The 12,830-nt window shown below is 39.6% G+C and carries 12 protein-coding genes; 1 reads left to right on the forward strand and 11 read right to left on the reverse strand.

Annotation, left to right across the window (positions count from 1 at the left end):
• Positions 1–260 precede the first annotated feature (260 nt).
• On the forward strand, positions 261–1,346 hold the full coding sequence (locus EFB08_RS07325; RefSeq protein WP_227006260.1) for an O-antigen ligase family protein: 1,086 nt from the start codon (positions 261–263) through the stop codon (positions 1,344–1,346).
• A gap of 33 nt (positions 1,347–1,379) precedes the next feature.
• Here the strand turns inward: EFB08_RS07325 and EFB08_RS07330 are convergent, their stop codons facing one another.
• From EFB08_RS07330 to EFB08_RS07380, 11 genes are all read right to left on the reverse strand, one after another.
• Positions 1,380–1,904, reverse strand: a complete 525-nt coding sequence (locus tag EFB08_RS07330) for a D-glycero-alpha-D-manno-heptose-1,7-bisphosphate 7-phosphatase (RefSeq protein WP_123126281.1) — start codon at positions 1,902–1,904, stop codon at positions 1,380–1,382.
• Positions 1,888–2,607, reverse strand: coding sequence for a nucleotidyltransferase family protein (locus EFB08_RS07335; RefSeq protein WP_123126282.1), 720 nt, complete (start codon positions 2,605–2,607; stop codon positions 1,888–1,890). The genes EFB08_RS07330 and EFB08_RS07335 overlap by 17 nt, the downstream gene beginning before the upstream one ends.
• The gene (locus tag EFB08_RS07340) at positions 2,600–3,187 is read right to left on the reverse strand and encodes a D-sedoheptulose-7-phosphate isomerase (protein ID WP_123126283.1); all 588 of its coding nucleotides are present in this window, start codon (positions 3,185–3,187) and stop codon (positions 2,600–2,602) included. Before EFB08_RS07340 ends, EFB08_RS07335 begins: the two co-directional genes overlap by 8 nt.
• Position 3,188: 1 nt before the next feature.
• Positions 3,189–4,223, reverse strand: coding sequence for a GHMP family kinase ATP-binding protein (locus EFB08_RS07345; RefSeq protein ID WP_123126284.1), 1,035 nt, complete (start codon positions 4,221–4,223; stop codon positions 3,189–3,191).
• A gap of 44 nt (positions 4,224–4,267) precedes the next feature.
• On the reverse strand, positions 4,268–5,017 hold the full coding sequence (locus EFB08_RS07350; RefSeq protein ID WP_123126285.1) for an ABC transporter ATP-binding protein: 750 nt from the start codon (positions 5,015–5,017) through the stop codon (positions 4,268–4,270).
• A gap of 8 nt (positions 5,018–5,025) precedes the next feature.
• Positions 5,026–5,823: an ABC transporter permease gene (locus EFB08_RS07355; RefSeq protein WP_123126286.1), complete on the reverse strand. Its 798-nt coding sequence runs from the start codon at positions 5,821–5,823 to the stop codon at positions 5,026–5,028.
• Positions 5,823–8,003: a glycosyltransferase gene (locus tag EFB08_RS07360; RefSeq protein ID WP_227006248.1), complete on the reverse strand. Its 2,181-nt coding sequence runs from the start codon at positions 8,001–8,003 to the stop codon at positions 5,823–5,825. The genes EFB08_RS07355 and EFB08_RS07360 overlap by 1 nt, the downstream gene beginning before the upstream one ends.
• A 22-nt stretch (positions 8,004–8,025) precedes the next feature.
• Complete coding sequence (locus tag EFB08_RS07365; protein WP_123126288.1) at positions 8,026–8,871, reverse strand: hypothetical protein; 846 nt, start codon at positions 8,869–8,871, stop codon at positions 8,026–8,028.
• Complete coding sequence (locus EFB08_RS07370; protein WP_123126289.1) at positions 8,868–9,602, reverse strand: rhamnan synthesis F family protein; 735 nt, start codon at positions 9,600–9,602, stop codon at positions 8,868–8,870. The genes EFB08_RS07365 and EFB08_RS07370 overlap by 4 nt, the downstream gene beginning before the upstream one ends.
• 47 nt (positions 9,603–9,649) lie before the next feature.
• Complete coding sequence (locus EFB08_RS07375; protein WP_123126290.1) at positions 9,650–10,381, reverse strand: class I SAM-dependent methyltransferase; 732 nt, start codon at positions 10,379–10,381, stop codon at positions 9,650–9,652.
• 379 nt (positions 10,382–10,760) lie between these two features.
• Complete coding sequence (locus EFB08_RS07380) at positions 10,761–12,818, reverse strand: hypothetical protein (RefSeq protein WP_123126291.1); 2,058 nt, start codon at positions 12,816–12,818, stop codon at positions 10,761–10,763.
• Positions 12,819–12,830: the final 12 nt, after the last annotated feature.

Consider the following 12,830-nt stretch of genomic DNA (forward strand, 5'->3'; position numbering starts at 1 on the left):
ACCACCCACTAAGCTATTTCCACAAGGCTTTATCCTTTATATTATACCCGTACCCCATTATGCTAATCGGATTGCAAGAAATGACCAGGAAGGAAAAAGGTCTGTTCGCCTTGATCCTTCTTTTTATTGTTTCCCTTTATTTTGCCCACCTAAGCGGAATCAATTCTGTGGTTACGGGTTTGCTGGTGGTTTATAGCTTTTCATTTAGTACACTTAGAGAGAAATGGGGAATCGTAAAACAAAGACCCTACATCATGGGAATGCTTTTGTTTTTCGTTGCTCTGGTCATTAGCACACTCCTCTCAGAGGATATTGGCCGGGGGCTCCATCATCTTAAAATCAGACTTCCCCTTCTTCTGTTCCCAGCAAGTATTGGCTTACTTCAATTAAAGAAAAGCTTTATTGAAAAGGTTCTGCTTTCCTTTGCCGTAATCACCACCCTGGTAGCATTGGTTTGTCTGGGAACAAGCATTCAAACATCAGGATACTTTCAACGCCCCGAATTCCTTTACAATGATGCCTTAACGGGCATCACCAGACAGCAGTCCATTTATGTGGCTTTAGCGGTTAACCTAGCCATCTATGTATTCGCAAAATCCCTCTTCTTTGACCAAACAAAGTATAAAATACTCACCTCGTTAGCCATTTTGTTTTTATTCGCTTTCAGTTATTTGTTAGCAAGTAGAATAATGTTTGCCTTGTTACTGCTAGCTACCCTTTGCTTCAGTCTCTATTACATTCTCCGGGAGCGAAAAATAGTAATTGGATTCGCTTTAGTGATCACTTTAGTGGTGGGGACTGGGGTTATTTACAAACTGATGCCCTCTACCTTTAACCGGTACCGGGAACTCACTTACCAGAAATTTGAATTCGATAGCCGAGGCAAAGAAAGCCATTACAACATGGAGGTTACTCCTGACCAATGGAATGGAGCTAATTTCCGGTTGGCTGCCTGGACCTGCGGATTGGAGGTATTCAAATCCCAGCCCATCAAAGGAGTGGATCTTGGCGACAAGGATGCCGTTCTTCTTGAAAAGTACAAAGAGAAGAACTTCTACATAGCCATTGAAACAGACAAAAACGTGCATAGCAATTACCTGGATGTTCTGTTTAGCCTAGGGGTAATTGGCCTTATTGTATTTGTTTTGGGGTGGCTTATTCTGCCCTTGTTGTTTGTGTTCAAGACCCAAAACGGGCTGGCTTTGCTCTTCCTGCTGACCTTTGCAGCAGCCTGGATTACTGAAGTTTACTTTGGCAAAAACTTCGGGACAATGCTGGTGGGATTCTTTATTCCTTTTGTGCTCATCCCTACACCCAATCAGGAGACCTTGGAGAAGCAGATTTAAGAATACTCAAATTCTGAAGATTTACTTTCCCTTTTAAGCAAGCAAATTGAAGGACGCCAGTAACTCTTGCGTGTCTTTTACCCTCACATCTGCAAAGCGGCTTTCTTTGTTGGAGATAAAGACAGTTTTCAAACCCAACCCCTTGGCCGGAACCAGGTCTGTTTCTGAGTCACCCACCATCCAGGAAGCTTTCAAGTCAATGGGGTATTTTTCGGTTGCCTGTAAGAAGAGGCCGTTTTTAGGTTTTCGGCAGGGGCAATGATCCTCGTCTAAATGGGGGCAGTAAAAGAAGTGGGCGATTCTGTTACCAGTTAATTCATTTATTTTCTGGTTGATTTTCTCCAGTTCATCTCTTGTGATGATTTCTCTCCCTACACACCGCTGGTTAGTGATGACCACTATTCTGGCAAATTTTTTCTCTGCCAGAGAGAGGAATTCAGGGATACCCGGAAGAATTTCAATCTCCTCCAGGTTGGTGACATACCCATCGTCTATTTTACGGTTTAGCACCCCGTCCCTATCCAGAAATAAGGTATCTAGTTTATTTCTGGATAGCATCTTTCAGGAGGGTTTGGGCATATTGGTAATCCTCAGGGATTCCTATGTCAATGAAGGTGCCATCGAATGATTTCCCGTACGCCCGGAACTTAGACAGTTCTCTCTGCAGGAAATCGGTCTCAAAGGAGAATTTTTTCGGCATAGCGGAGCTTTCTACCACCTTCTTCTTCAGGTGGTAAACCCCTCCGTTAATCAGAAGGTCCTGCTTAACTCCTAACTCCTTTTCTTTAAAAGACACGATTTCGCCATCCGGAGAACAAACCACACTGCCATAGCGGTCTGATAGGGGCATTACTTTCAAGGCCATGGCTAGATCTGCGGCTCTTTCCTGGGCAAATTCAGATAAAGCTGCTAAATCAACGTCAAAGAAGGTGTCGCCATTTAAGATAAAGAAGCTTTCGTTCTGGGTTTGTTGCGCCGCCTGGAAAATAGCTCCGCCGGTCCCCAGCAACTCCGTCTCTATGCTATAAGCTATCTCAATGCCGAAGCTTTTGGACTTATCGCGGTAATACTCCTGAATCACTTCGTGTTTATGTCCGACAGCGAAAACAACTTTCTTGATGTTGTTCTTTTTCAAGTTGTACAGGATGAAGTCCAGGAAAGGCCTTCCGGCTACCTCAGCCATGGGTTTAGGCACATCCTGGACAACTGACCTAAGGCGGGTACCTAAGCCACCCGCTAAAACAATGGCCTCATCAGTCATTCTTGTTTACGAATAACTCCTTTTCAACTATTTCGCAGATAATGTGCCCTAAAAGGATGTGGGATTCCTGGATACGGGGAGTATCATTGGAGGGAACATTCAGGAGGTAATCAACTTCCTCTCTCATGGCTCCCCCACTCTCTCCGGTTAAGGCAATTGTAAGCACCTCGTTCTTTTTGGCTTCTCTAAAGGCGTTGATGATATTTTTAGAGTTGCCTGAAGTAGAGATTCCGATTAATACGTCACCTTTTCTGCCCTTTGCTTTAATCAGTCTTGAGTAAACCTCGTCATAGGAGTAGTCATTGGCTACGGCCGTTAAGTAAGAAGTATTCACGTGAAGCGCTTCGGCAAACAAGGGTGCCCGGTCTATGTAGAACCTACCGGAAAATTCAGCGGCTAAATGCTGGGCATCTGCGGCGCTACCTCCGTTGCCACAGAAAAACACTTTTTTGTCTGCCTTGAAAGCGCTTGAAATCAAATCAGATACTTTCTCTAAAGTTTCTAATAGTTGCTGGTCTTGCAGCAGCTTCGTTTTCACGTCAATACTCTCTTGTATCTTCGAGGAGATAAAATTTAGCATATTAAATGTATTTTGTTTTCCAAGTAATGGCGCCTTGGTTGTAGAAGTTGACTCTTTCTACCTGGCCCCCAAATTGGTTTAGTTTATTGATCAGTGGGTAGAGCGCGCTGTTTCTGACATAGAACATCATGTATCCGCCTCCGCCGGCCCCGGATATTTTCCCTCCAATAGCTCCGTTTTTAATGGCCGTTTCATAGATCTCATCCACCACCGGGTTTGAAATCTCGTCGGCCATGTTCTTTTTGGAAATCCAGCTTTCATGCAGTAGCTCTCCTATTTCGTCCAGTTTGCCCCGGAGCAGCGCCTCTTTCATGTTAAAGGCAAGGGCTTTAAGGGAATGCATGGCCTCAATAGACTTGACGGACTTGTTATGCACGTTCTTTACCTGGGCATCAATGATTTTGGACGACAGACGAGAAGTGCCGGTATAGTACTGGATAAGCGAAAACTCAAGCTCATGGATGTACTCTTCCTTGATCCGGAGAGGGTTTACCACCACCCGGTCAGCATGAAATTCCATGAAATTGAACCCTCCAAACGTAGCGGCATATTGATCCTGCTTGCCACCAGATAAGCCCAAGTCTTCCCGCTCTATACTATAGGCTAGATGTGCTATATCATACTCTCCTAAAGGAAGACCCAGCCATTCAGCGAAAGCCGCTACAATAGCAACCACCAAGGTAGAAGAGGAACCTAATCCAGAGCCCGGAGGGGCATCCACAAAGGTTTCTAATTGATAATAAAGAGGAGTATCAATGTTGAATTCAGACTTGATTCGGTTATGAATTCCTTTAATTAACCTAAAATCTTCGTTTTCAATGGCAAAGTAATTCACCTCTTCAAAAACGGCGCTTTTATCTATATCAAAACACTTGAAAATGACCTTAGGTGTGGTAAGCGGGACTAAAGTAGCGTAGGCAAACTTATTGATGGTTGCATTTAAGATGGCTCCTCCATAGGTATCACTATACGGGCTTACATCTGTACCACCTCCTGCTAAACCCAAGCGCAGGGGAGCTTTTGAACGGATTAACATTAATTTTAGAAAAACAGGCTATAAATGAAGTTTATAATATTTTATTATTGATTATCATCCATATACATTTCAATCGCTTTGTCTGTATCCCCTACAAACTTCAACTCCCCATTCTTCATAAACACAGCCCTGTTACAATACTGTCTGATAACATCCATGCTATGGCTTACCAGAATAACGGTTCTGCCTTTAATCCATGAACTCTCAAATACTTTGATGGCTTTCTCCTGGAATTTGACATCACCTACGGCAAAAATCTCGTCCAGGAACATAATATCAGCACCAGCATTAACAGCAATTGAAAAGCCCAGCCTGGCCACCATTCCCGAGGAAAAAAACTTTATCTTAGAATCAATAAAGCCCTCTAATTCCGCGAATTCAATAATCTGATTGAAGATGGCATCTATCTCTTTAATCTTCAGTCCCAGCACAGAGCCGGAAACGTAGATATTCTCCCGGGCGGTTAATTCATGGCTCATCCCTACCCCAAGGTTCATGAGCATGGTGGTGCCCTTGATGTTCACATATCCACTGTCTGTAGGGTAAACTCCGGCCAATAGCTTAATCAAGGTGGACTTACCAGACCCGTTTCTACCCAGCAACCCGATGCATTCTCCCTGCATTATCTCCAAAGACATGTTCTTCAGGGCGGGTACATACTTGGTCTTGGGAGGGTTGAAAATATTAAATAACCGGTGTTTCACCGTGTTATGGCTATCCTCCGAAATCTTGAAAGTCTTGCTTATATTCTTTGCTTCAATAGCAATTGACTTCTTCACAATTGTCTTCTCCATGTCAATTATTATAGCTTTTCAGCAGCTTTTGATCCGATTTTATTCAAGAGAATGAGACCTACAATCAGAAATACCAAAGCATACCCATAATCAAAAAGCATCAGGTTGAAATCTGGTGCTACTCCCTGCATCATTACCCGTCGGGCATTTATAATGATGCCGGCTATAGGGTTCAGGCGATCAAATGAAGGCAGGGCCTGCTTGAAACTGGCAAGCTTGTAGAAAATGGGAGAGGTAAACAAAAGCAAGGTTGCAATTACCTGCCAAATCTGAGTCACATCCTTTGCATAAATGAATATATTGGATAGAATGAGGGAGATTCCCAATGCCAAAATGAATGCATTTAAAAACACAGGAATAATCCAGATATTCTGCACAGATAACCCTATAGATTCAGGTTCAATGAAAGTATAGAAAATCATGAACATAATAAGGTTGAAAGAGAACCCTATCACGTTGCTCATTAATGTTGAGATATAAATCTCTAACTTATTCATGTTACTATACTCGTACAGGTACTTTTTGGTATGCAGCAGACTAATGGTACCGCTAGTACTTTCAATGAAAAAATTATAAATAATAAGGCCAATAAAGAGATAGGAGGCAAATGCAGGAATATCCTGTTTCAGGATCACCTGAAATACCAGGTAATAAATACCAATATCTAATATGGGTTTAAGCAACGCCCAGAATAAGCCAAGCCTATTTTCATAATAACGCAACTTAAACTCGATTTTAGCCAGAAGCCAAAGCCTTTCAAATTTATTATTTTTCTTAAACCAGGTAATAGTACTTTGAGCAAACATTATTTTTTAAAAAAGGTACTATATAATTTGTAAGCGATGGGCTTCACAAAACTATTTCTTTTGATTAAGGAGATGGCTTTTGCAGATAACTTCCCTCCAACCGGAAGCCCCTCCAAAAGATTTTGATCCTGAGAAGGATTATCCAAAACAGTTACTGACTTATTGGCCAGTGACAAATTGAAGACATCGGCGGCAAAGGCACCATAAACCTCAGGATACTTCGTTGTTATATATTCATATAACAACAGCTTTTTATTAGCCGAAATGCTCCTGATCATAGAGCTTTTACGAACCCTATAATGGAATAAAGGCTCAGGCAATACTACTCCGTAAAGCCCTTTGTTCACCAAAGAAAGAACACTGTCATAATCTTCTAATCCTTGGAAAGGCATTTTACCGTCATTTAAGCCACCCTTCAAGAACGATTGTCTTTTGTAAACCAAGGCACTTGAGTTAACCACGTTGTGAAATAAGATGACAGGTGGCTCTGGTACAAAGGTAGGCCAAATTGCTTTAGCTCCCTCAAAATACTGCGTCCAAGCACCTACAAAGTGCACGTTGTCCTTGTTTTCAAGAACGTTGATGGCTTTGGTGTAATATTCAGGCGCTACCTTATCATCTGCATCTAGAAATGCCAAGAAAGCACCCTTAGCATAAAGGGCACCCGCGTTCCTTGCCGAAGCAAGCCCTTGGTTAGGTTTGTCTAGAACCACAAACCCAAGTTTAGTCCGATACTTTTCTAAGATCGATTTACTTAACGGATCCGTACTGCCATCATTTACTATGATGATTTCCTTCTGGCCGTAGGTAGAGTTCAGAACCGAGGTAACCGTTTCATCCAAATAGGCGCCTAAGTTGTAATAAGGGATAACGATGGACAGTAGCCCTTCCACCTCCTCTTTGTCCGGAGTTCCCAAGGGAATGCTGCCTGAAGCACTCTTCCTGATAAAGGGGAAGGTTTGGCTCTCTCCTTTTTGGTTAAGGAGGTTTTGGAGAACAGCTAGCTTTCGCCCATAGATAGCCTTTAAACTGTATTTCTCTTTTACCTTCTGAATAGCATTTTCCGAGATTGCTATTCTTTGTTCCTTTGATAAGGCCAAAATGGTCTTCAACTGTAGCGCAAAGGTTTCTGGAGAATAGTGATCGAAAATGAAGCCGTCTTTTCCCGGTTCAATAACTTCAAAGTGTCCCCCTTGCTTGGAGGCCAGCACTACTTTACCCAACCCCATCATTTCAAACACCACGTAAGGCAAGTTGTCATTCAGACTTGGAACGATCACTACTTTGGCGGCAGCCAGACGGCTCTTTATCTGGGAAGGGCTTATTCTATCCTCCAGCCTAAGGAGGCCTTTTTCTATATAGGTCTTGTATTTATTTCTTATCAGATCACCCATGGTCTTCCCCTCTGGATGATACACAATATCTTGGCCTCCCACCAGGAACAAAGGCTCGTTAAAGCCATTATCCCACATCTCTTTGAAGTACATCAACAGTTTTGAGGCTCCTTTTTGGAAAGTAAGCTTCCCAAAGAAAATGATTTCACTTGGTTGATCCCCTTCTGTTTCGGGCAGAACGACGTCTTGAATTTCATACGGGTTAGGAATGATGACAAGATTGTCGTTGGTAAGGTGAAATCTTTCGGCCAGTTCCCTGACCATGAACTGGCTTGGAGAAATGATCAGGTTGGCTGCCTGCAAGCAGAACCTTTCCATTTCGCAAATCCAGTAATTAGGGTATTTATATTGTTGAACATGGTTATACTCCATATAAAGAAAGGATGGAGAATGCATGGTAATAACAACAGGAATATTCTTGATCCAGGGATAGTGCAGGTGCTTAAATTGGAGAAGGTAATAGGCTATACCCAAGTATTCCTGGGCTTCAATGATATCCGGCGCTCCTTCTTGTGCTATAAAGGATTGAACAATGGCGGCAAACTCATAACTGATATTAGTCACGTGCCCCAGATGTGATGAGGCCCCTGTCTGATTAGGATTAAAGCGGATTAGCCTTACTCCCTCTATTATCTCAGTAATAGTATTCTTAACAGAGCTATCGTTCACAAATACTGAGACCTTGTGGCCATCGCTAATTAACATTTTCGCTGTATGATAGCAATATGTGCTAATTCCGCCGCCAAAGAAAGGAGGATACTCTGTGGTAAGAAGCCAGTAATTCAAAATATAATATGGAATAAAATAATTAGAGGAAGAGCCTCCTTTTACCTGTAATAAACTTAATAATATGACCTAACCGCTTAAACCAGGTGGGCAGAACTTCATACTCATGGTCATAGTATTCCTGTAGAAGTTTTGCCTGATGGTTTTCTTTTAGAAAAGCATTGTAGGTTTTTTCATTATTTAAATCTTCGGCAAGGTGTTGGACTTTAATTTTAAGACTCTCCACCTCCCTGAACAACTCCTTTCTTGCCACTAAAAGCGAGTAGACTTGAGGGTTAACCTCCTGAAACTCACATTCAGACTTTTTGAGCTCCTGAACAAAATCCTCCATCTCGTTGGTTGAGCTAATAGTAGCCCCCACAAAGTCACTTTCTTCCCTCAACCAATCCCGGTCAAAAACCATCCTGCGGATGGCCTCAGAAGGATTTTCTACCCGCTGATTATTGCTCCCAGTGTAGTCAAGGTGGTTATACAAAGTTAGCTTATTACAAGCAACACCACCAAACCTTTGCTCTGTAGATATCTTTTCTAATAGATTTTGGGTTGATTTGGAATTCCCTTCCTTTGAAGGCAAAAGGTTAATAACCGGTTTTCCATCTAACAATTTGTAATTAGGCAGAAAAAAGAAGGCAGCTAAAGTAAAGGGGGAAACACTTTGTAGGTCTGGTAAACTCAGGTTAAAGGTTAAGGAAAATTTAAATGGTGAAGAACTAGAGCTTATATATTTATAGATACTAGAGATATCAATCAGATTACTCTTATCAATCAACAAGGAGAAGTGAATACCTGATGGGAAAGCAGCAGAACCCTTTTTAAGGAGGTCTGTTCCTTCTTTTAAAATGAAACAAATGTCATCCAGTAGCCTCATACCTCTTTTATAAAGTACCCTTGGGATGTGACTATCCAGGACAAGAGTCTCTCCCAAGAGTGCGTAAAAGTGCCGGCTTCGTTATCTAACACGTTCCCTTCTTCCAGACTTGCTCTAATTTCAAGAGGCGGAAATACCGAAAAAAATTGAGTAAAAAGTTCAGACTTTACCCAAAACATGGTTCCGGCCACATAGGAAGGATCTTTCGGGTAGATATTATACCTCTCTTGTAACCCAGAAAGCACCTGTCCATTGTTGCTTTGGAAGCGGCCTAGGGAATTTGTTTCTTTCATGACCGAGCCTTTTGAAGCGACAATTCCAATTCTGGCATCCTTTTGAAAAGCCTCAAGAATACTCTTAACTACCGGGGGATGAATAATTCTGATAAGATTATTGAACCACTGTCTTCCATCTGCTAGATGGGGACTTTTCTTGTCGTGAACGAAAACCAGGTACTTTGTCTTTATACCCAATCTTAGATAAGCATCCATTAAAACCAACTTCCCTCCTATGTCTTTCCCAACATTTGTTGATCTTCTATGAATTATATTTTGGATTTGTAAATCAGCAAACCTACTTGACGAAAACTTTTCAAAATGTCTTGATTGAATCACTGAGTTAAGAAACAGCCAATAAGGATAGAAAGCTTCTAAAGGTTGGAGCTTTTCCAGAATTTCCTCCACCTCATAGAAGCAATGAAGAAAGACAGAAAACAGGGGCTCCTCTATCATATTTTCAAAGGGTCCCCTTTTGTAAAGAACATTGCTTTCCACTTTTCCTAAAGATAGGCTCTGGTCGTATCTAACCCCAGAACATACATTAAATTTCCGGTAGCTTTATCTGATAATATTTCTTTATTTTCTGGCAGAGCACTCCATATCCTATCTGTTATAGGAAGTTCAGCGTTATGGTTGGGCTGAAACTCAGCAATAAATGCCCAAGTCTTGCCCGGGATAGGGATGATGTTAAAGCCAATTGGTTCAGCCAAAAACTGAATGGCTTTTAGAGACCAACCCATCACATGCCCCCTAACAATGGGGTCCAAGTAACCTGGATCTTCGTTTTTGATGTATTCTACTAAACCCGTGTTGAAAATATAGATAGAGTTGGGCTTGGATTTCATTGCCAAACTCTGAAAAAGAGACTCTACCATCTTTGGTGTCAGGTGCTCAATCACTTCGATACAACATCCGGCATCAAATTGAAAATTCAGGTCTAAGATGTCTCCTTTATGATAGTTGGGGCTTTTAGTGCAGTACTCATCGGCCGGTGGAAAAAGCTCCGCAGCATAAAATATCTCTTTTGAAGATGGTAGCTGGTAACTTATAGCATCTAGAAAATATCCGGGCCCAGATCCAATATCAATGAATTTTGTAATGGGCAATTTAGAATATAGAAAAACTTCAGCGGTTCTGGCCAAAGCAGTCCCCCATGATCTCTCTTTGGCGGCTTTTAACTCTTCTTGCCAGTAGTTGCTATTATAATTGATCAGGAACGTTCCATTATCCATGTTCTCCAATACTTCTGGAGAAATAAAAAGAACGTCACAGGACTGGCATTGGAAATAATTGTGTTGGTTAACCTCTTGAAACAACTCTCCTGAACAAGAATGACAAACTGGGCAAACACAAGCATCCATATTTAAATTTGTTTATCAAATAAAAAAAGGTTATTAAATACAAAAAAGGCAATCTTATAGTCTTTTTTGAAATTGTAACCATCAATTGGGCAGATAAGGAATAAAACTAAGATTAACCCGGATATTCTTATTAAACTATCACCACTTTACCAAGAAAAAACATTCTTCAACTAAGGAGTTTACTAGAATTCAGCATTTAAAATTAAAACTTGATTATTTGATGGAGAACGCAAACAATCCAAATAATTAATTACAAGCTTTTTGATTTCATCTTTAAACTAATAAAAGGAAAGGATAAGACTCTAGTATCCGGCGGGGTGGCTTTTACCTTTTTGGCTGAGATTAGAATTTTCCTAACTTTTACTGGTCGCAAAAAATTGAAGCTATAAACAAACTTATCACCACTTTTAGTCAATGAATCCGATTTAATTTCTTTATAGTAATCATCTATTAAAGTTAATGAGGGAGTAAGCTCTTTGAAAGCAGGGGGAAGATATGTACTAAGTTCAACTTGAAACAACTTTTTAGCAGGAAAATTTCCAAGCAGATCTATCGTTGAATTGCCATTAGTCCAACGTATCCCATTTTCATTTTCATAAAACCCATTTACAGCATAGGAATTGAAATCATTCACAGTAATTAAAAGTGAATCTTGCTTATATCGTCTCAAGGATGCTTTTTTACTTTCTAATTCCATAAACTTCTCTAACCCTAAAGATTTAAAAGATTTTAAAGAATCAGACAAGTAATCATCTGTTAAATCAACAAGTTTACTATGTAAGAGAACTATTTGTTCTGAACCAGGTTCCTTATCTATGAAAGCACCCATTAAAGCATTCTGCTTTTGGTAAGTAGAATCTACAAAAGCAATCTCTTTACTTTCATTTTGATAGAAGGAAAACAAATAACCTTCTGCCAGGCTCCAAATTATTGAATTTTCATAATTCAAATCTATTTTATTTTCCCAGATATAAACTTTATCAGTATCAAATTTAATGGTTTCATCCTCCATTGCCTGTTGAAAATTATAGGCAATTCTTTCTGAATCTTTTAAATAAAGATAATTTACCCCTTTCGCTAAATAGTTATAATCAACCAATAAAAACAATGATACAAACATTAAGTATGAAGCATTCTTCAGGGTTTTATTTTGAAAGTTAATATTAGCCAGAGCAATTGTAAATAATAAAATAAAAATGCACAAGGAGGCCTGAAGCCACCTTTGCTCAAGCCTTATTGTTACTATAGCCGGCAACAACAAAATAAAGAAAAGGGGAATCAAAGTTAAAAATGCAAATAAAACATTTTTAAAACTTCTATTTTTATCTATAATCTTCTTAAATGAATCTTTAACAAAAAGGATCATTATAGACAAACAACCTAAAACCAAAACAAATACTATACATTTAAACCATATAGAAAGAGAGAAAAAGCTTACACCAACAAGATATTCAGGGCCAATATTGAAATGCAGAATTGACACTACTCCTTCCATTAAATAATTTAAAGCAGAAGAAATAGACAAAGACATATTTGCCCCTCCTGTACCAACAAAGAAAGGCATGGAGAAGAAAATATCCTTGATTAAAACGTTTACTAGAATAGAAGCAAAAGATAAAACACCAAACAGAACCCTTTTTCTTAAAGAAAAAGATAAAAGATTAGGTGCAATTAGAATAACTAAAGCGATAATAGGAAATATTACAACATACCGTTCATGAGTATACAACGCTAAGTTGGAAAACAAAATAGAAGTTATAATAATGTTTCGTTTTCTTTTCTCCGTTAAATCAACAGCTATCTGAACCTTCAACAAATAGTATAGTGACAGGAGAAAAAACACCATTGCCAAACCCTCCAAAGCACCACCATTCAATAATTGTGAAACATTAAAGAAAGCAAATCTGGATAAACCTCCAACAAGGCTAAACAAAAGTGAAAACAAAGGAGATCGCAAAAATAAATTCAATATTAAAGCGAACACAAAAGTGATTATAGTTTGAATTACTATATTAAAAATATAATATGCATTTATATCTTTTCCGAACCATTCAATTACAAAATTCATTACAAGCCCATGTACTGGCCTGTATTTTTGAAAAGCTAAATGCCAATGGATTCTTTCATTAAATGTTTTAAGAACATAATGATCTCTAAACATGATTAAATCATCACCATAGATTGTATTAGTTTTCCAGGGTAAGAAATAATAATAAATAATAAAGGGAACAGCAATCAACGTAATATAAAAAAGAAATTTTTCTATCTTACTACTATTATTGAGGCCTGTTAAACCAACAAAATTCATGGCATTTTTGTA

The sequence above is a fragment of the Rufibacter latericius genome, from assembly GCF_003721515.1.
Lineage (GTDB): Bacteria > Bacteroidota > Bacteroidia > Cytophagales > Hymenobacteraceae > Nibribacter > Nibribacter latericius.

Excerpts from the sequence above, each read along its gene's own strand:
- EFB08_RS07325 (WP_227006260.1), top strand. The coding sequence starts at position 261 with ATGCTTTTGTTTTTCGTTGCTCTGGTCATTAGCACACTCCTCTCAGAG.
- EFB08_RS07330 (WP_123126281.1), bottom strand. The coding sequence starts at position 1,904 with ATGCTATCCAGAAATAAACTAGATACCTTATTTCTGGATAGGGACGGG.
- EFB08_RS07335 (WP_123126282.1), bottom strand. The coding sequence starts at position 2,607 with ATGACTGATGAGGCCATTGTTTTAGCGGGTGGCTTAGGTACCCGCCTT.
- EFB08_RS07340 (WP_123126283.1), bottom strand. The coding sequence starts at position 3,187 with ATGCTAAATTTTATCTCCTCGAAGATACAAGAGAGTATTGACGTGAAA.
- EFB08_RS07345 (WP_123126284.1), bottom strand. The coding sequence starts at position 4,223 with ATGTTAATCCGTTCAAAAGCTCCCCTGCGCTTGGGTTTAGCAGGAGGT.
- EFB08_RS07350 (WP_123126285.1), bottom strand. The coding sequence starts at position 5,017 with ATGGAGAAGACAATTGTGAAGAAGTCAATTGCTATTGAAGCAAAGAAT.
- EFB08_RS07355 (WP_123126286.1), bottom strand. The coding sequence starts at position 5,823 with ATGTTTGCTCAAAGTACTATTACCTGGTTTAAGAAAAATAATAAATTT.
- EFB08_RS07365 (WP_123126288.1), bottom strand. The coding sequence starts at position 8,871 with ATGAGGCTACTGGATGACATTTGTTTCATTTTAAAAGAAGGAACAGAC.
- EFB08_RS07370 (WP_123126289.1), bottom strand. The coding sequence starts at position 9,602 with ATGATAGAGGAGCCCCTGTTTTCTGTCTTTCTTCATTGCTTCTATGAG.
- EFB08_RS07375 (WP_123126290.1), bottom strand. The coding sequence starts at position 10,381 with ATGGATAATGGAACGTTCCTGATCAATTATAATAGCAACTACTGGCAA.
- EFB08_RS07380 (WP_123126291.1), bottom strand. The coding sequence starts at position 12,818 with ATGAATTTTGTTGGTTTAACAGGCCTCAATAATAGTAGTAAGATAGAA.